This is a genomic window from Aureimonas fodinaquatilis (genome assembly GCF_008369445.1).
Lineage (GTDB): Bacteria > Pseudomonadota > Alphaproteobacteria > Rhizobiales > Rhizobiaceae > Aureimonas > Aureimonas fodinaquatilis.
This window is the reverse complement of sequence record NZ_VTWH01000002.1, coordinates 838,773-855,423: the sequence shown is the minus strand read 5'-3', so window position 1 is coordinate 855,423 and position 16,651 is coordinate 838,773. Positions and strand designations below refer to the sequence as shown.

General features: G+C 56.1%; 24 protein-coding genes. All 24 read left to right on the top strand.

Features of this window, described 5'->3' with window-relative positions; all coding sequences use genetic code 11:
* The first annotated feature begins 5 nt into the window (after positions 1-5).
* The 24 genes from FPY71_RS10125 (at position 6) to FPY71_RS10010 (ending at position 16,623) form a co-directional block, all read left to right on the top strand.
* On the top strand, positions 6-1,136 hold the full coding sequence (locus tag FPY71_RS10125) for a DUF2213 domain-containing protein (RefSeq protein ID WP_149300132.1): 1,131 nt from the start codon (positions 6-8) through the stop codon (positions 1,134-1,136).
* Entirely contained in the window at positions 1,136-1,600 is a 465-nt protein-coding gene (locus tag FPY71_RS10120) for a structural cement protein Gp24 (protein WP_149300131.1), read from the top strand. Before FPY71_RS10125 ends, FPY71_RS10120 begins: the two co-directional genes overlap by 1 nt.
* A gap of 12 nt (positions 1,601-1,612) precedes the next feature.
* Positions 1,613-2,551 (top strand): DUF2184 domain-containing protein, encoded by a 939-nt coding sequence (locus tag FPY71_RS10115; RefSeq protein ID WP_149300130.1) that lies wholly within the window; start codon positions 1,613-1,615, stop codon positions 2,549-2,551.
* A gap of 10 nt (positions 2,552-2,561) precedes the next feature.
* Positions 2,562-3,110, top strand: coding sequence for a hypothetical protein (locus FPY71_RS10110; protein WP_149300129.1), 549 nt, complete (start codon positions 2,562-2,564; stop codon positions 3,108-3,110).
* Positions 3,111-3,113: 3 nt separating this feature from the next.
* On the top strand, positions 3,114-3,323 hold the full coding sequence (locus FPY71_RS10105) for a hypothetical protein (protein ID WP_149300128.1): 210 nt from the start codon (positions 3,114-3,116) through the stop codon (positions 3,321-3,323).
* A 3-nt stretch (positions 3,324-3,326) separates the two neighbouring features.
* Positions 3,327-3,737: a DUF4054 domain-containing protein gene (locus tag FPY71_RS10100; RefSeq protein WP_149300127.1), complete on the top strand. Its 411-nt coding sequence runs from the start codon at positions 3,327-3,329 to the stop codon at positions 3,735-3,737.
* A 1-nt stretch (position 3,738) separates the two neighbouring features.
* Positions 3,739-4,203, top strand: a complete 465-nt coding sequence (locus tag FPY71_RS10095; protein ID WP_149300126.1) for a hypothetical protein — start codon at positions 3,739-3,741, stop codon at positions 4,201-4,203.
* The gene (locus FPY71_RS10090) at positions 4,196-4,537 is read left to right on the top strand and encodes a phage head completion protein (RefSeq protein ID WP_149300125.1); all 342 of its coding nucleotides are present in this window, start codon (positions 4,196-4,198) and stop codon (positions 4,535-4,537) included. The genes FPY71_RS10095 and FPY71_RS10090 overlap by 8 nt, the downstream gene beginning before the upstream one ends.
* Positions 4,534-5,013, top strand: a complete 480-nt coding sequence (locus FPY71_RS10085) for a phage neck terminator protein (protein WP_149300124.1) — start codon at positions 4,534-4,536, stop codon at positions 5,011-5,013. The genes FPY71_RS10090 and FPY71_RS10085 overlap by 4 nt, the downstream gene beginning before the upstream one ends.
* Before the next feature lie 52 nt (positions 5,014-5,065).
* Entirely contained in the window at positions 5,066-6,223 is a 1,158-nt protein-coding gene (locus FPY71_RS10080) for a DUF3383 family protein (RefSeq protein ID WP_149300123.1), read from the top strand.
* Positions 6,224-6,233: 10 nt separating this feature from the next.
* A complete protein-coding gene (locus FPY71_RS10075; protein ID WP_149300122.1) occupies positions 6,234-6,665 on the top strand; it encodes a phage structural protein in 432 nt (143 codons plus the stop codon).
* Between the two features lie 7 nt (positions 6,666-6,672).
* Positions 6,673-7,110: a phage tail assembly chaperone gene (locus FPY71_RS10070; protein WP_149300121.1), complete on the top strand. Its 438-nt coding sequence runs from the start codon at positions 6,673-6,675 to the stop codon at positions 7,108-7,110.
* A 244-nt stretch (positions 7,111-7,354) separates the two neighbouring features.
* Complete coding sequence (locus FPY71_RS10065; RefSeq protein WP_149300120.1) at positions 7,355-7,735, top strand: hypothetical protein; 381 nt, start codon at positions 7,355-7,357, stop codon at positions 7,733-7,735.
* Between the two features lie 98 nt (positions 7,736-7,833).
* Complete coding sequence (locus tag FPY71_RS10060) at positions 7,834-9,846, top strand: tape measure protein (protein ID WP_149300119.1); 2,013 nt, start codon at positions 7,834-7,836, stop codon at positions 9,844-9,846.
* A gap of 2 nt (positions 9,847-9,848) precedes the next feature.
* A complete protein-coding gene (locus FPY71_RS10055; protein WP_149300118.1) occupies positions 9,849-10,439 on the top strand; it encodes a phage baseplate protein in 591 nt (196 codons plus the stop codon).
* Positions 10,440-10,441: 2 nt separating this feature from the next.
* A complete protein-coding gene (locus FPY71_RS10050; protein WP_149300117.1) occupies positions 10,442-10,762 on the top strand; it encodes a phage baseplate plug family protein in 321 nt (106 codons plus the stop codon).
* A 96-nt stretch (positions 10,763-10,858) separates the two neighbouring features.
* Complete coding sequence (locus tag FPY71_RS10045) at positions 10,859-11,719, top strand: baseplate hub protein (RefSeq protein ID WP_246160289.1); 861 nt, start codon at positions 10,859-10,861, stop codon at positions 11,717-11,719.
* A complete protein-coding gene (locus FPY71_RS10040; protein ID WP_149300115.1) occupies positions 11,719-12,381 on the top strand; it encodes a Gp138 family membrane-puncturing spike protein in 663 nt (220 codons plus the stop codon). Before FPY71_RS10045 ends, FPY71_RS10040 begins: the two co-directional genes overlap by 1 nt.
* A gap of 8 nt (positions 12,382-12,389) precedes the next feature.
* On the top strand, positions 12,390-12,752 hold the full coding sequence (locus FPY71_RS10035; protein WP_483964274.1) for a contractile injection system sheath initiator: 363 nt from the start codon (positions 12,390-12,392) through the stop codon (positions 12,750-12,752).
* Positions 12,749-13,648 (top strand): hypothetical protein, encoded by a 900-nt coding sequence (locus FPY71_RS10030; protein ID WP_149300111.1) that lies wholly within the window; start codon positions 12,749-12,751, stop codon positions 13,646-13,648. The genes FPY71_RS10035 and FPY71_RS10030 overlap by 4 nt, the downstream gene beginning before the upstream one ends.
* 2 nt (positions 13,649-13,650) lie before the next feature.
* Positions 13,651-14,451: a baseplate wedge 1 family protein gene (locus FPY71_RS10025; protein ID WP_149300109.1), complete on the top strand. Its 801-nt coding sequence runs from the start codon at positions 13,651-13,653 to the stop codon at positions 14,449-14,451.
* Between the two features lie 11 nt (positions 14,452-14,462).
* Entirely contained in the window at positions 14,463-15,398 is a 936-nt protein-coding gene (locus FPY71_RS10020; RefSeq protein ID WP_149300107.1) for a hypothetical protein, read from the top strand.
* Positions 15,399-15,408: 10 nt separating this feature from the next.
* A complete protein-coding gene (locus tag FPY71_RS10015) occupies positions 15,409-16,176 on the top strand; it encodes a gp53-like domain-containing protein (protein ID WP_188052294.1) in 768 nt (255 codons plus the stop codon).
* Positions 16,177-16,623, top strand: a complete 447-nt coding sequence (locus FPY71_RS10010) for a hypothetical protein (protein ID WP_149300103.1) — start codon at positions 16,177-16,179, stop codon at positions 16,621-16,623. It abuts the gene before it with no gap.
* Positions 16,624-16,651 lie beyond the last annotated feature (28 nt).

Below are 16,651 nucleotides of genomic sequence, written 5' to 3'. Positions count from 1 at the left end.
CGGCCATGAATTTTATCGATGCGGCGCCGATCGATGGCGTCCGGCTGACCGGTGACGGCTACCTCGTGGCTGAAGCTCGTGCCGTGCGTACCGGCATCCAGATTTACACTGGTGCTGAGGTCGGGAAGCCTGAGCTTGATAGGGTGCGGGTGTATCGCCCGGAAGCCGAAGTCTTCTCAGACCGCAGCCTTGCCTCCTTCTCGCACATTCCGGTCACGGATGATCACCCGAGTGTGGCCGTCACGTCTGAAAACTGGAAAGATTTGGCGGTCGGTGAGACTGGTGGCGAAGTCCTTCGCGACGGTCACCGAATGCGTATCCCACTTATAGTCAAAGATGCCGGCGCAGTTCTCAAAGTCAAAGGCGGCAAGCGTGAGCTATCTGCCGGGTACACCTGCGACTTGGCCTTTGAAAGCGGCACCACGCCCTCAGGTGAGGCCTATGACGCGGTTCAAAGAAACATTCGAGCCAACCACCTCGCCATTGTCCATCGCGGGCGGGCGGGAATGGAATGCCGCATCGGAGACGGTGCGGTTGCATGGGGCATTGCCCCGATTTTTGACAATGCACCAAAGGAGGGCCGTATGGCCGATCTACGTAAGGTGATGGTCGACGGGCTCCAGGTCGAGACGACCGACGCGGGCGCTGCTGCCATCGACAAGCTCCAGAATGACAAGCAGGCTATCGAGGCCAAGCTGTTGGATGCGGAAATCAATCATGCTGCGGCACTCGCCAGCAAGGATGCCGAACTCGCGAAGGCGCACGCTGAGCGCGATGATGCCAAGGCTAAGATCGTTGACGCCAGCGCCCTCGACGCGCTCGTACAGGGGCGGGCTGACCTCATCGATGCCGCCAAGAAGGTCGCTCCCAACATTGAGATCAAGGGACTCTCCGACGCCGCAATTCGTCGCGCTGCCGTAGTTGCAGTACGTGGCGAAGACGCGATCAAGGACAAGTCCGAGGCTTACATCGACGCTGCTTTCGATCTTCTACGGGAAGTCGAGCCAGCAGACGGCATGCGTGATGCCCTGCGCGGCGGCGTGAAGACCACCGACAGCCTCACTGTCAACGACGCATATGCACAGATGCTGGAGCGTGATCGCAACGCCTGGCAGGGCAAGAAGGAGTCTGCATAATGGCCATCCCGCCTGTCTCTTACAGCCGCGACACGCCTAAGGGTTATCCCGGCATGATCGCAACGACCGAACCGCACCACATCATCTCGATGGTCGTGGCGCAGGCTTCGGCGAATATCCCCTTTGGCCGGGGTGTGCTGTTCGGCACTGTTGAAGACACCGTTGCGCTGCCGACTGCCATTGGCAAATTCGCTGGCGTTGCTGTCGTCGACCGGACTATCCCGCATGAGCAGGGCGAGGCCTACAAGCCGTTTGACCAGATCAGCGTGATGAAGAATGGCACCATCTGGGTCACGGCGCTCGTCGCAGTCGCTCAGGGTGACGACGTCTACATGACGCCGACCGGAACCTTCACCAACGTGTCGAACTCCGACGCCAACCAGCTCCTTGTCGGCGCTGAGTGGGCCACGGTTACGTCCGGCGCAAATCAGCTCGCTAAGCTCCGCCTCGGCGTGACCAAGTAAGGGAACATCATCATGTTCGTCAATGACGCGCCCGCACTGGCGCTTAACTTCCTGCGCACTGCGCAGAACTACATTGAGCCGGGCATTTACGCCCGCGCTTACCCGGATTTTCAGTACCGCGAACTGGTGCCGGTCGACAACTCGGCGCCAGAGTGGACCACGGCCATCGACTTTTTCTCCATGGGGGATGACGTCGGCGAGGCTCGTGAGTTCGCGCCGGACGGCGACGATATCAACTTTGTCGATTTCAAGCTCGACAAGGGCTCAAGCCGTGTCGTCATGGTCGGCATCGGTTATCGCTACAACCTTCAGGAACTCGCCCATGCACAGGCATACGGTATTCGCCTGAAGGACGAGCGCGCCGATGCTGCCCGCCGCAAGTATGAGCAGTTCATCGATAACCTCGCGTTCGTTGGTCGTCCAAAGCTCGGAATGGCGGGTCTGATTAACACAACGAGCATTACGGCGCTCACCGCGGCGAACGGTGCTGCCGGCACCGCGACGTGGCCGACCAAGACTCCGGATGAGGTCGTTGCCGATTTCAACCGTGTTCTCGGTGTGATCTTCACTGAATCGAACGGCATCGAGACGGCTGACACGGTCCTGATCAGTCAGGATCGCTATAATTACCTGATCGGCCGTCGCCTCGACCCAACATCCGAGACGAACCTCTTGGATTACATCCTGCGAGCCAACGTCTACACGGCGCGCACCGGTCGCCCGCTGACCATCCGAGCAGTGTTCGGGCTGGAAACGGCTGGCGCTGGCGGCACTCAGCGTATGATGGCGTACCGTCGCACGCCTGACGTCGTGAAGATGCACGTCCCCATGCCGCTACGCTGGCTTCAGGCAGAGCAGCGTCTCCTGAAATTCGAGGTTCCGGGCATCTTCCGCACCGGCGGCGTGGAAGTACGCCGTCCGGGCGCCGCTCGCTATCTCGACGGCATTTGAGGAGGGCAATATGTCCAAACAGGTCACTCTCGAAAACCTGCTGCCGGGAGGCTTCGGCCTTCCGACGGGGCAGGTCATCCCAGGGCGCGGTTCCATCGTCGTAGAGCCGGAAATCTGGGAGGCGTCCAAGGATCATCCTGTGGTCGCGGCTCAGGTGAAGGCCGGCGCCATCATCGTCGACGGCAAGGGCAGGAAGCAGCCTGAAGCATCGGACGTTAGGGATGAGAACGGCGACACGCCGGAAATGGCTGAGATGCGGAAGCGTTTTGACGCCTCATTCGCCGCGTTGACAACCGAGTTGCAGGCCGAGAAATCTAAGGTCGGCGATCTCGAAGCGCGGCTTGCTGTCGGCCAATCTGAGCAAGACGGTCCGAAAGCACCGGCCAACCAGGCTGGATGCGGCTACGCCATTGCCGAGAGAGGACCGGGCTGGTTCTCCATCACGTTTGACGGCAAGGAAGTCACCAAGGGCCTCCGCAAGGATGCCGTCGAACGCTTCGAAAAACTGTCTGACGCGGATAAGAAGGCCTTTGTTCAGGCGAACAAGGCGGAGGCCTGACCCATGGCAAACGTCAAAAACGGCACCGATCGACCTTTGGCGCTTCCAACCGGTGGGATCATTCCCGCCGGTCGCGCTGTGAAGGTCAAGAACTGGGACACGTTGAAGTCTCACCCGACCATCAAAGGCTGGCTTGCTGCCAAGGCTGTGGAAGTCGAGGTCGAACGGTTCACTCCTGAAACCAAGATTGAACGGCCTCGGAAAGGCTCTTGATCTATGCCTTATATCATCCCGACCTATGAGCAATTCCTCACGCGCTATCCACGATTTGCGACTGTCTGTCAGGATCAGATCGATGCCGTGATGGAAGAAGCGGTCGGGGTGATAGGCCAGCCGGATCATACTCGGTGGGTCGAACGCGATTATCAGCCGGCGATCATGCTCCTCACTGCTCACCTGTTGACGGTTGAAGGCATGTTGCCGGGCAATCCCGGCGCTGTGGGTGGCGAATATGCTGGCCCAATCACCAGAGAGAAGGTCGGCGAGGTCGAGACGACTTACGGCGGCGCTGGTGCCGGTAGCTCTGGTTCTGACCTATACGATCCATGGGGCTATTCCAGCACTGTTTATGGGCGGCGGTTTCTGCTGCTGATGCGAGCAAACTTCGCCGGGCCATTGGTGGTGTGACGTGTTCAATGTTCAAGTTGAGCGGCGAGAGCACCACAATATCTTGCACCGGGTGTTTGCACATTCGTTTCGTGGGTCGCATGTAAAGGTTGGATTTCCTGCCGGGGAGGCAGGAAATGACACCATTCAAAAAGCGATCTGGAATGAGTTTGGCACACGCGGTGGCGGGTGGGGCGGGCCGATTCCGGAACGACCGTTTCTGCGTAATGCTATGCGCGCCAACCAGAACCGATATCGCGAGGCTATGCGTCACGCTGCATATGAACTGCTGCATGGCGGCACCAGCCTGCATGCCATATTGGCGCGGCTTGGCGGCATGGCCCAAGGCGATATTCAGTCCGAGATCACTTCGCTATCCAGTCCGCCGAACAGCCCAGTCACGGTCAAGCTCAAGGGCTCCAGCAATCCGCTTATAGACACGGGCGCCATGCGTCAGGGAGTCACGTGGAAGGTCGACAATGCTTAATGTTCGGCGATCCATAAACCTGCGCACAGGCACTATGCTGGTTCACATACGCCGTTTCGGCGGCGGATATGTTGACGGTTACTTTGTGGACGGTCCCGAAGTCAGAGAAGAAATCATCGGCTCTCTGCAGCCGCTGTCCGGCGATGAGTTTCGCAATCTGCCTGAAGGGTTGCGAAACGAGGCAAAGGCCAAGATTTTCACAGAGGCAGGGCTGCAATCCGACGATGAGATTGTTGATGGAGTTCGCCGCTACAAGGTTTTGTCAGTCGATGACTGGCAAGCATTGGGCGGCTACACCAAGGCGATACTTGGTGAGCTGAGGGCATCCGCATGACGGAAAAAGAAGTCCGCGATGCTCTCCAGCGGTGGCTATTTTCAATCATGGGTGTCACCGTCATCCATACCTACCAAGGCGGGACGGAGCCGGCAGAACCATATGGGGTTCTAAATCTGACCATGAGCGATGCGCTTCATCCTCATGCGATTGTCGATGAGTTTCGACAGATTGATGATCAGGCCTATCAGGCGCCGGTGCGCGACTGGTACTGGCGCTTTTCCATCAACGTTTACGGCCCGGAAGCAGCCACCATCCTTCGCAGGGTGAAGACGGCCGAAAAGATCGAGACAGCGACCGCGCCCATACGCCCGCTTATCGTGCATGAAACAAGCCAAATCCGCGATGCCACAGAGCTTCTCAATGAAGAATGGCAAACGAGGGCTCAGATGGATATCGAGATCCGAGGCATCCATCGTGATGCCCTGCCGATCGATACGATCGAAGAATACAGCTTCAGCGTAGATCGCGCCTGAATTTCCAACCAGAACGCCCGCCGAGGGCACAACGTGAGAGGACAGCTCGCTCATGGCGAAGATCCCGTACTCGCGCGTCGTCAACGTGACCCTCACGCGGACCGACGCATTCCCCAGCCGCCGAGGGTTCGGGGTGCCATTGTTCCTGACCCGGGTAGCCAAGACTGGCAAAGTCGATGCCACCCATCGCACAAAGGTCTATGGCTCGATTGATGAAGTCGCGGCAGATTGGGATACCACGGACGAGTTCTATCAGGCCGCAACCTTTGCCTTCGCCCAGAACCCGCGTCCGATCCAGATCAAGGTTGGATATTACAGCCCCACGCCGGTGGCTCCTGCTGAAACATTTGATGCTGCAGCTCTTACAGCGCAGCTCAACCTCATCGAAGATGCTGACAACGGCTGGTACTGGCTCACTATCGATAAGGGCCTTCGTGATGTTCCGGCGATTGACGGTCTGATTTCCTGGACCGAAAGCCGCAGGAAGATGGCGATCATCGACAGCAACGATCCGCTGTTGCAGAACCCATCGAACACCACCAACGTCGCGGCTCGCCACAAAGGCACTGTGGAGCGCACGGCGGTCTTCTATCACACCGATGAAGATATTTATGGGGCCTTTGCTCTGGCAGCCTTGCTTGGCACATTCAACTTCGACAACAGCCAGTCGAACTACACAGGCAAATATAAGCGGCTTCGGGGAGTGCCGCCGGTCAATCTGCCATCATCTGCAATCCAGGCGATCTCCGGCTTCGTGCCTCAGCTTGGTCAGTCTGGGCCAGCCGGACACATGGCTAATGTGCAGATCGACATCGGCGACAAGATATTCGTGGTTGAAGGTTCGACCCTCACCGCCAACGTCTTCATCGACGAAATCCATGTCACAGACTGGATCATCGCTCGGACTGAAGAGGAAGTGCTCGGCATCTACCTCAATAATAATGCCGTTCCTTTCGATGATGGCGGTATGGAGCTTTTGGCCAGTGCACCGCGCATTGTAATGGGGCTGGCAGACCGGGCAGGTCTAATTGCAATCGATCTGGATCCGGAAACTGGTGAATATGCGCCGAACTACACGGTCGATGTGCCAAGTGCTTTCGATGTGCCAGCCAGCCAGCGTGTTGCCCGTGTTGCGCCGAATATTCCGGTAACGTTCCGCTATCGCGGCGCGGTGCACTACTCCACCATTAACTACACGATGAACTTCTAAGGAGGCCCATATGCCGCAGGTATCAAGCTACGGCTTTGGGGCCGTTGCAGCCACACTCGATGGTCAGCCAGTTTCGGGTTTCTGGGAGGGTGATGACGCCCTCGTCGTAACCCGCCGTGATGACATAGGCACGGAAGTTGTCGGCGCTGATGCATCGTTCCTGTTCAGTCAGAACATGAGCCGTGCAGCCACGATCACCCTTCGTCTTATGCACACCAGTCCAACGCACCGCATGCTGCTGCAGAAGGAAAAGCGTCAACGCGCTCTGGCCGGTGGCCGGGGCTTCCCGTTCGACTTTAAAGACAAGTCCAGCGGCGAAGGCGGGTCTACCCCACAGGCATACATCAAGACCGGTCCGGATAATTCCAAAGGCCGGAACGCTGCTGTGCGAGTGTGGGTGCTCGTTTGCGGCGACTGGAACGAAATGATCCCGAACGGCTGAGGCAATTATGGCTGAGAAGAAAATTGGCGACCGGACGTTTAAGGTCGATCCACCATTGGCAACTGTCGCCATCGTCATGCAGGCCCGCCTCATGAAAGCGGTGGGCCCAGCAATCGACAAACTGCCCGACATCTTTGCAGGCGCGCGCGCGTCGGAAGGAACGGCGGAGAAGGATCGTGGTAACGCTGCCGCTGTGCAAGCTCTGACAGGAATCCTTTCCGGGCTGAAGCCTGAAGACGTTGCAGGGCTCCTGAAAGACCTCACGGAAATGGCTCTCATAAAGCGTCCGTCCGGCCATTATGAGCCGGTGGACTTTGACGGGGATTTCTCCGGTCGCCTGGGTGAAGTCATTCCGGTCATCACCTTTGTAGTCCGCGAGGTATTTGGCGATTTTTTCTCCGGAGCCGTGGCGAGTGGGAGGGGTATGGGAACAGCCGCGGCTTAACCCACAGCGAACAACTTCGCGCCGCGCCTACATTGAACATGTATCTTTGGCGGCCAGTTCTCTCGGAGCCGCCAATATACAGCCAGCGTGATCTGAAAGAATGGGTCACGCTATCCGATGTGATGGACGCTCACGAGGCACTCAATCTTCGTGGAGCAATGCAAGCCCGGGCTGCCGAAAAGGATTAGCGTGTTGCTTTCTCCCTTACGCCCTTTACACATAGGGAATGGGTTGGAGAAAAATAATGCGGACTGGTCTGATATTCATTGCGTTTTTCGCTGTTGCCGGCGCTTCAACAGCGCAAGAGGTCCGGACCCTCTCAGGGTTGGATTTTATGATTATGGCTCCAGAGTTGGCGGGGCAACGAGTGCGGATTGAAGGCGGCAGAGTAGATGATGCTGCGTTTGACACCACTATGCTTAGATTGCCAGGCGGTGATGTTTTCCTCAGGCCACCATGGATAGATCGGTCAGATTTTAGGCACCTCATTCCTACTTGCGTTGAAAAGCACTATCGTGCGCCAGAACAGGATGATGCGTGTACGATAACGATTGAGGCTATGGTGACCGGCGAATCCGTCATGGAGCGACCGATCCTAACGGACGTCAAGTTTATCTTCGAATGATCACTCGGCCTGACGCGAAGTCCTCTGAGTAGTACGCTTGATCATAAGAAATCTATAGGCTGACCTCCAACGAGGTCGGCCTTTTTTGTGAGGCTACCATGATTGTCGATGAACTTGTTGCTGTTCTGGGGTTTGATCTTCGTGGTGAGGCCGATCTCAAGAGGTTCAATGACGGGCTGAAAAACGCTGAAGGCAACGCACGCGGCTTTGCATCAGCGGTTGCTCGTATAGGTGCCGGTGTGGCGGCTGCCTACGCCGCAATAGGTGGGGCCAATGCCATTGGTCGCGGGATCAGCAACTTCATAACCGGCATTACATCGACAGGCCGTGAGTTCGAGAATTTCGGCGTCCGCCTTCGTGCGCTTGAGGGATCATCCGAGGCTGCCGAAAAGGCAATGGGCTGGATCAAGCAGTTCGCTATTGAAACGCCACTTGAGCTTGATGAAGTGGTCAATGCCTTTGCGAACATGCGCTCGTTCGGGCTTGACCCCACGAATGGTTCGCTGCGTGCTATTGTCGATACCATGGCCGCTACCGGTGGTGGCGCAGACAAACTGAACGGCATTGTTCTTGCTCTTGGACAAGCTTGGACGAAAGGAAAGCTTCAAGGCGAGGAGGCTATGCAGCTCTTGGAGCGCGGTGTTCCAGTTTGGGAGTTGCTCTCAGAGGCGACTGGGCAGACTGCGGCTCAACTGCAAGAGTTGTCATCCAAGGGAAAACTGGGACGGGAAACCATCCAGCTCCTCATTGATGCTCTCGGAAAGAAATATCTCGGTGCCTCTGAGGAAGCTGCCAAGACCTTTGACGGCATTCTGTCAAACCTCTCAGACAACTGGAAAAACTTTCTCCTCACCATCTCAGATGCTGGGTACTACGACGATGTTAAGCGTAGGCTTCAGTCATTGCTTGAATGGGTGAATGGCCTGTGGGCAAATGGCTTTGCACAGCGTCTTGCGCGTAACATTTCCCGCGCTCTCGTCGGCTCCATGAACACCGCTTCACAACTTGCCACGCAAGCATACCGAATTGGCCGTGGATTTTATCAGGCTGCCGACGGTGTAGTTGCCTTGACCGCTAAAATGCTGGGATTGAGCAAAGGCATGACAGCCGCTGGTCTAGGCGTTGGTCTGCTTGCGTCTTCTGCTGTTGGCCGGGGAGCACTCATCGCCATGGCCCGGCGAGTGCCAATGATTGCAGCGCTTCTAGCATTCGAGGATGTTCTCGCTGCTCTTAATGGGGATGACAGCCTGATTGGATCTACGGATCAGGGCCAAAAGGCTATCGCCAACCTTCAGGCGAAGTTTAAGGAGTTGGAGCAATCCGCCAGCCGATTTGCAGATGCCATTGCACGCGCCAGAGAGTCTCTGTCCTCCGGCTGGTCTGAAGGAAGCGGAGATTTTGGTTGGCTAAAGGGACTCTCAGACAGTTGGCAGAACCTGAAGAAGGAGTGGGATCAGCCGATCACCATTGCCGGATTTGAGCAGGGGTCCATTTCCGACGCGATGACGGCAATGGAAGGATGGGCAAAGAACGCAGGAGAAAACTTTACTCGTCTTTTTACTGACCCAGTGGGTTTGGCCTTAAAGATTATAGCTGAATCCATTGACCGCATCACCGCCGCCATTCAGCGGACTATCGAAGTCATGAATTCGATCCGCGGTGTTGTAGGGGGCGCCAGTTTCGAGGCGAATGACACTGGTTCTGGCTCACCATCATCAGCGCCGGGCCGGACGAGACGCAATGCGCTGGAGTTTAGGAACAGCTTGGTTCCTCAAATGCTTGGGTTCAAACGTACTCCTGATGACCGTGTGCGCGGGGCCTTCTCCACAGCAGAGGGCATGCAGCTTGACCCTGACCCTATGATTCAGGGCCTTGAAAGAATTAAGGCGAACCTCGACAGCGGCATCCTCGACCCAGCTCGTGCGGCAAGAGAGGCCTTGAGTGATCTTGAGCGAAACATTGAGGCAAAGGCCGACCTTAATATCACACCATTCTTGCAGAAGGTGGAGCAGGCTAAGCAGGCTGCTCGGTCGCTTGAGAACATCAACATTGGCAAGGGTGGTCGCGTCGGCCCTGTTGTTACCCCGGCTCGTGAGATGGTGGCGGACTGATTATGACAGCCATTGCATTCAGTCGGCTGATTGGCCCGGTATCGCTCGACGTGATCATCCGTGAGCAACACGAGACTGAGCTTGAGATCACGCTGAACCCGGTTGAGGCTTCGGCTGACATCACAGATCATGCCTACATGCAGCCGCGTCGGTTGGTGATGGAAGTCGCTGACCGCAGCGCTGCAGCAACGTGGCAAGCATTACGCCGGCTGCAGGAAAGCCGTGTACCATTCACGATGGTATCCGGGCTTGATATCTACCGGAATTTGCTGATCCGCCGACTGACAGCCGAACGTGATGCGACTTACAGCCAAGTGTTTCGTGGAACGGTTGAACTACAGGAAGTCATTCTGGTCGATACCGCTCAGGCAGCAGCATCCGATTCCAGCGGACAGCGCAAAAGCGAGCGGGGCGGAAAAGCTGACCCGGGCGGCAAAGACAGCCGCCGGTCGGCCGCGCCAACGTCGGAACGATCAGGTGACAGGCAGACATCTGATCGGGCGTCGAGCACAGTACAAAGGGGCGATAGTGCCACTAAGCCGGTCGAAGCAAGCCGCGGTTCCTCGCTGCTCTACAGCATGTTCGGAGAATGACCATGCGAGAGTTTGTTGTTACCAATGATGCTGATCAGCAGTTCACCGTCGTCCTTAACGGCCGTCGCTGCACAATCCGCATTCGCTACAATGTCACTGCTGAACGCTGGATGATGGATCTGTCCATCGACGATACGCCAGTTCTGACAGGACGCCGCCTAGTGGTCGGAAGCGATCTACTGGCTGCCTATGATTTTGGCCTGGGCTCGATCTTCCTGCTTTCCGAGACAGGAGAAACCAACCCGGGCCGGGATGAACTGCCCGGCGGGATGGTGAGGATGTATCACGCTACTCCGGCGGAGATTGCGGCTGTGGTCGGTTGAGGAAACATGCTCCAGTATATTCGGAAAGTCAGAGCCACATTCCAAGGCTCCGGCGGAGGCTTCACGGTTAATCCTGGTGGTGAGAATGGGCCTCAGATGAGGGTCGCATTCAACATTGCCAAGGATATATCCGGAAACGCCAACACCGCGGAAATTGAGATCTGGAATTTGGCTGAGGGCAACCGGAACGCTGTCGGCAAAGAGCTCGATCTTGTCACCTTAGAAGCTGGTTACATGCCGCCCGCTGGCATAAGCGCAATGGGAACATTGCCGTTCACCTCCGGCGGGGCGCAGACAGAAGCTTCAGCTTCAAGCTCGAATGTCGGCATCATCTTCAAAGGGGTTTTGCGCGACGTTCGTCATCGCCGTGAGGGCGCTGATATCATCACAACTCTTTCGTGCGGCGATGGTGTGAAAGCACTGCGAAACGCATTCCTGAGCAAAACTTATCCCGCAGGCACGCGTGTCGGCACTGTAATCGATGACCTCTATAAAGAGTTCGAGAAAGATGGGATTGATCGGGGCGAGTGGAAGGGTCTGGACGACCTTCCTCCTTTCCGGAGGCCATATTCCGTTTGCAGTTCGTGCACACAGGAGATGGACCGTATTTCTCGACAGAACAAGCTCTATTGGTCGTTGCAGAATGAGGCATTGGAGATCGTGCCAGGCAATGGCTACATTGAAGCTGCTGCCTTTCTGAGCCCTTCCACAGGCCTGATCGGAACGCCAACCATCACGGACAATGGCGTCCAGGTTGAGGCACTGCTCAACCCGGAAATCCGGCCAAACCGAAAGGTTGTCATCGAAAGCCAAACTCTTTCGATGAATGCTGAAGGCGGCGCCTATCGAGTTTCGGAGGTCGTCTACACTGGCGATAATAAGGATGGTGACTTCCGAGTGATCGTCACGGGCGAGCGGATAGAGGGCGGCAAGGTTGATGAGGGGGTGAAAAACTGATGGGCGGACACATCGGCAAAACCACTTCAAGGTTGGAAGACATTATCGACAGCCGCATCGCCGCAGATCGGGCCGAGCAGTGGGGGGAGATGCCGGGTAGGGTGGTTGCATTCGACCCCTCGACGCAGACCGCCACGATCCAGCCTTTGATCAAGAAGCTGCACCGGGGCAAAGAACACGAAATACCGGCATTGCTCGAGGTGCCAATCCGCTTCCCGCGTGCTGGCGGCTTTGTCATAACGTCGCCGATCAAAGCGGGCGATAAGGTGACCTTGCGGCCCCAGATGAGATCAACTGAAGGCTACCAACAGGACGGCGAAGGTTACACCGCGGCAGACAGCCGCTCGTTCAGCCTGTCAGACTACGAGGCCCATCTTGAGGGTGGTGAAAGTCTCACTGCGCCAATCCAGAACTTCAATTCCCAGAACATGGAAATTCGCTCGGCCGATGGGCAATTCGCCATCGAAATGAGTGAGGACGGCAAGTTTCGCATGCGAGGCGCGGCAGGAAACTGGTTCACGCTTTTGGCTGAAGCTTTACGCTTGATCGGCTCTGATGAGCTTGTCATCGCTTATGGATCATCATCGGGGACAAACCACTCATTGGCCAACCGCGATAACATCCTCGCGATCGCTGACAAATTCGACGAAATGTCTCTCTGAGGTTTGCAATGGTAAAGCGAATTGGCCTCGCCCTGACCGGCGATCCAGCTGATCTGTATTTGGATCCCAACGGAAACCTCGTTTTGGTTCACGACGCGCAGGCAATTGGTCAGCACGCCAGGCAGCGGCTAATGACGCATGAAGGTGAATGGTTTCTCGATACGAGCGCCGGCGTGCCTTGGATACCTCAGATATTGGGTTCGCCCGAAAATTTGCCTCTGGCAGAGGCTGTGATCAAAGCTGAGATTCTGGATACGGATGGGGTGACTGGGATTACCGACTTTTCCATTCGCCATTTCCGTCAAACCCGGCGGCTGGATGTTCCCAATGCCTCTGTCTCAACAGTATACGATGAGGACACCGGGATATGAGCGAGTACGGTGTGAGGCCGACCGGCTTTGTGGTTAAGCCGCTGGGCCGGATACTTGATGAAATCGAGCAAAGCTTGGTTACCGAATTTGGGCCCGGAATTATCCAGACGCCGCAGTCTCCCATGGGGCAGATAAATGGGTTGTTTGCCGACATGACTTCCGGGATGTGGGAGCTGGCTGAGGACGTATATCAGTCAATTGACCCTGATCAGGCAGAAGGCGCAAATCTGGATCGTGTTGGGCGTATTCGTCTTACCGAGAGGGGCCCAGGGGAGCAGGATGGTTCCTATCGTCAGGCAATTACCAACGAGGGAACAGCCCGGGTAATCCTCGCCGATCTGGCCCGTGCAGTCCAGAATGTGGACGGGGTGCGCTATCGTCAGGTTTTCGTCAACGAAACTTCGACCAACGATGAAAACCAGATGCCCCCCAACACAATCGCTGTGGCTGTGTTGGGTGGTGACGACGCGGAAATCGCCACGGTCATCAACCGATACATTCCCATGGGTATTTCGACCTATGGCGGCCTCATCGTGAACATTATTGAAGAGGGCTATTGCCGGTCGGTGCGGCTCATACGGCCAGTTGAAATGGATGTCCGGCTGACCGTTCAGATTACGGCATCTGCCAATCGTCGTGGCTGTCCTGCACCATCTCCAAGCGTCGTTGCGGCAGCTTTGGCCGAATACCTAGTTTCTCCGGAAACTCGCCCGTGGAATGGCCAGAACATTGATGCCTATCTGATCCGGCAATTCATCGAATCCACCTTTGATGGCGTCGAGTTCGTCGGCCTTTTCGGATACAAGGACGAGTTTACGGACCCCTTCTACAACTCAATTCCCTTTGAATTCTTCGAGATCGCGAATGTGACCGAAGTCACTGTAGTGCCGGGGTGAAAATGGCCCAGTGTCCAGTAGACTTTCAGGCTGTCGATCAACGACTGGCCCGCATACTCACGCAATATCGCGAGAGCCCTAAACTCCTCCATTTGATCCGCTCGTATTTGCGGCAAGTCGAGGTGATCCAGCAGGCCATCTGTAATCTGGCCTCGTATTTTGATCTCGACACGGCTGTCGGCGACCAACTCACTATCCTCGGTAAGCACATGGGCTTTCCGCGGCGCCACTGCGTTTGCTCTACCCAGCCAGTGTTCGGCTTTGATTGTAATCCTGATGAAGCGCTAACGATCTTTGGGTTCTGTGCCGAGGCTAACTGGTTGGCGTGTTCAGATGTCGGCATTGCTTATGTCACCATCAACGATGACGAGCTTTACCGGAAGTTTCTTCGAGTGCGAAGATACCAAATACAGGCCTACTTCGATCGCAGCAGCCTCAACACTGCCATCAGGACGCTCTGGGGTGAGCAGGCAATGATTATGGAGCATGGTCGAGGCAGAGTGATCCTTGCGCCCGGTCGTCCACTAACGACAGCTGAACAGGCTGTGGTGCAGCTCTACCCGAGGGTGCTGCCGGTCCCCCTTGGTATTGCTGTCAGATTTCATTTCGGATCTCTCCGACCCTTCGGATTTGGAGAGGGATGGGGCGGGTTCTGCGATCGGCCATCACTCACCGGCAATGCGATTACCTCCGAAGATGATCAGGAAATTCTGTCGGAAGACGGGCAGCAGATTATGGCCGATGGCATGGGTGCCGATTCCGAGTGGATATGCCCAGTCGATGTCCGCGCTTACGATTGTTGAAAGGTTGAACCATGGCAGACTTTGACCCGCCCTTCGGGAACGTGGCGGATAAACGTTATCCAACAAGCGATGAGCAGCAACAGGGCTTCACCTGCGGTGGTGCTGACATCGAGCTGTTCCGGGGCATGTTCCATCGGATTGAGGCTGAGATTGGGGCCGTCATTACCGCTGCGGGTATTCCTCAGTCCAATACGGATCTCACACAGCTATATCAGGCTATTCTCGCTCATATTGCAGCGGCCAGTGGTGGCGGCGAGCCAAATGACTACATTCTCATTGCGCAGGCTCGAGGACGCCTACCAATCTTCCCTCACGTTCAGACCGTGGATGGTCGGATTACCGTCATAACGTCGGGTGGTTCATCTATACGTGTGCCCGGAGGTGTGGAGTTTCTTCACCGGGGGATATGGCCGGTAACCACCGTGCAGACGGATTTTGCCACCGCACCGAGTAAAATTTACCATGTACGCTGGCATTCAGTGGAGGGGATCGTTTTCCGCGATCTGGCGGACCCGATCTATAATCCCAGCGCGTTGGCCGAGACGCATCCAGTCTTCGACTCTGGCTACGATGACATGCTTATCGCGCGCGTTATCACCAGCAGCTCGAACATTGCTACAATTACCAATCTCGCCAATCTTGATCGGCTGTTTTTGACGCAAGCTTCAGGTGGTCCGGCAACACGAAACCCGGCCAACTTGGACGCGTATCTGTTCACCGGAACTGTGCAGCAAAATTGGTCCAGGACCCCGCGAATTTTTGCGGCGAGCGGGTTTCTCGGAGTCGCGGCAATCAACCCGGGCGGTGTCATGGATGGGATTGCAAATGCCATCGAGAATAAAACTCACTCCCGATACTCAGCTGCTGCGCGCATCACGACCGATTGGCATAACGTAATCTCGGTTGCCTCACCCACCGGCCATATTGAATTTACGCTTGCGGCGTAGGGGGTAATCTATGCCTAAAATTAGCGAATATCCCACGACAGACTTTCCTTCGCTGGAACATGAGTTTCCAGCGTCTCGGGCAGGCGAGACTCACAAGCTTCGGCTTCGACAAGTTCGCGATATAATGGAGTTTGATGCCTCTGAAATCTCATTCGAGCAAACGAATGTAGGTTCATCACTCCAAGCCTTACAAACCGGCAAAGCCAATCTTTCTGATTTTCTTCTACTGGCGAACGCATTCAACAATGCCAGATGGGATACCGCTCAGATTGCTGACAATGCCATAGAGACTCCCAAAATTCGCGATGGTGCGGTAACTGGGCCCAAAGTGCCTGATGGCGCTTTTAGCTTGGCAAAGCTGATTAACTTCACAGGGCCGATCATAGTTGGACGTTCATCGGGCACTGGCCCGCTGATGCCTCTATCTATGGATGCACTCTGGAACATGATTGCGGGGCAGTCAGGTGATTTTGGCCCGTCTGGCGCCATTGTGCTGCCTATCAACGTTCTGGGAATTAGGCGGAGCCTGATTTATCAATGGGGCACCTTGTTGGGAGCGACGGCTGATTATGTCGTCAATTTCCCGATGCAATTCCCCAACGGCCTTTTGAAACCGCAGACGCAGATGTTCAGTTCTGGCGCTGGGCTAAACGCAGTGACGTGTAACGTCGAGAGCGTCAGCACATCATCATTCACAGTTCGGCGGCGCTTGATCTCCAACGGCGGAACTGTGACCACGACGACTATCGGCGGTTATTGGGACGCAGTGGGGTTCTAAATGGAAGAATTTGTTTATCACGGCATGTTTGATGAGCAGGGCTTACCGATCACATATTTCAGAAGTGACGCATGGCCAATGGTGCCAGATGGCGCGGTAGAGCTTACCGAAGATCAATGGCGCGAATTCATCTATCACTCTGGCTTGCGTCGTTGGGACGGCGAGAAACCCGTAGAGTATGTGCCGCCTGCGCCAGAGCCAATACCCGTGACGGAAGTGACCATGCGGCAGGCCAAGATCCAGCTTAGCCGTGCTGGGATCCTGACACAGGCTGATGCGGCAATACAGTCAATGCCTGGGCAGCAGGGCGAGGAAGCGCGGATCGAATGGCAATATGCCACGACACTCCGCCGTGCTCATCCACTTGTGGATGCACTCGGTTCTCAGCTGGGTCTGTCTGTCGAGCAGATTGACGAACTATTTGAAGCAGCCGCTCTTATAGACTGATTATCCTCTAATTCTGCCAATGTCCGCC

Bases quoted from the DNA above. Each gene is read 5' to 3' on its own strand.
- FPY71_RS10125 (WP_149300132.1), top strand. From the start codon at position 6: ATGAATTTTATCGATGCGGCGCCGATCGATGGCGTCCGGCTGACCGGT.
- FPY71_RS10120 (WP_149300131.1), top strand. From the start codon at position 1,136: ATGGCCATCCCGCCTGTCTCTTACAGCCGCGACACGCCTAAGGGTTAT.
- FPY71_RS10115 (WP_149300130.1), top strand. From the start codon at position 1,613: ATGTTCGTCAATGACGCGCCCGCACTGGCGCTTAACTTCCTGCGCACT.
- FPY71_RS10110 (WP_149300129.1), top strand. From the start codon at position 2,562: ATGTCCAAACAGGTCACTCTCGAAAACCTGCTGCCGGGAGGCTTCGGC.
- FPY71_RS10105 (WP_149300128.1), top strand. From the start codon at position 3,114: ATGGCAAACGTCAAAAACGGCACCGATCGACCTTTGGCGCTTCCAACC.
- FPY71_RS10100 (WP_149300127.1), top strand. From the start codon at position 3,327: ATGCCTTATATCATCCCGACCTATGAGCAATTCCTCACGCGCTATCCA.
- FPY71_RS10090 (WP_149300125.1), top strand. From the start codon at position 4,196: ATGCTTAATGTTCGGCGATCCATAAACCTGCGCACAGGCACTATGCTG.
- FPY71_RS10085 (WP_149300124.1), top strand. From the start codon at position 4,534: ATGACGGAAAAAGAAGTCCGCGATGCTCTCCAGCGGTGGCTATTTTCA.
- FPY71_RS10080 (WP_149300123.1), top strand. From the start codon at position 5,066: ATGGCGAAGATCCCGTACTCGCGCGTCGTCAACGTGACCCTCACGCGG.
- FPY71_RS10075 (WP_149300122.1), top strand. From the start codon at position 6,234: ATGCCGCAGGTATCAAGCTACGGCTTTGGGGCCGTTGCAGCCACACTC.
- FPY71_RS10070 (WP_149300121.1), top strand. From the start codon at position 6,673: ATGGCTGAGAAGAAAATTGGCGACCGGACGTTTAAGGTCGATCCACCA.
- FPY71_RS10065 (WP_149300120.1), top strand. From the start codon at position 7,355: ATGCGGACTGGTCTGATATTCATTGCGTTTTTCGCTGTTGCCGGCGCT.
- FPY71_RS10060 (WP_149300119.1), top strand. From the start codon at position 7,834: ATGATTGTCGATGAACTTGTTGCTGTTCTGGGGTTTGATCTTCGTGGT.
- FPY71_RS10055 (WP_149300118.1), top strand. From the start codon at position 9,849: ATGACAGCCATTGCATTCAGTCGGCTGATTGGCCCGGTATCGCTCGAC.
- FPY71_RS10050 (WP_149300117.1), top strand. From the start codon at position 10,442: ATGCGAGAGTTTGTTGTTACCAATGATGCTGATCAGCAGTTCACCGTC.
- FPY71_RS10045 (WP_246160289.1), top strand. From the start codon at position 10,859: ATGAGGGTCGCATTCAACATTGCCAAGGATATATCCGGAAACGCCAAC.
- FPY71_RS10040 (WP_149300115.1), top strand. From the start codon at position 11,719: ATGGGCGGACACATCGGCAAAACCACTTCAAGGTTGGAAGACATTATC.
- FPY71_RS10035 (WP_483964274.1), top strand. From the start codon at position 12,390: ATGGTAAAGCGAATTGGCCTCGCCCTGACCGGCGATCCAGCTGATCTG.
- FPY71_RS10030 (WP_149300111.1), top strand. From the start codon at position 12,749: ATGAGCGAGTACGGTGTGAGGCCGACCGGCTTTGTGGTTAAGCCGCTG.
- FPY71_RS10025 (WP_149300109.1), top strand. From the start codon at position 13,651: ATGGCCCAGTGTCCAGTAGACTTTCAGGCTGTCGATCAACGACTGGCC.
- FPY71_RS10020 (WP_149300107.1), top strand. From the start codon at position 14,463: ATGGCAGACTTTGACCCGCCCTTCGGGAACGTGGCGGATAAACGTTAT.
- FPY71_RS10015 (WP_188052294.1), top strand. From the start codon at position 15,409: ATGCCTAAAATTAGCGAATATCCCACGACAGACTTTCCTTCGCTGGAA.
- FPY71_RS10010 (WP_149300103.1), top strand. From the start codon at position 16,177: ATGGAAGAATTTGTTTATCACGGCATGTTTGATGAGCAGGGCTTACCG.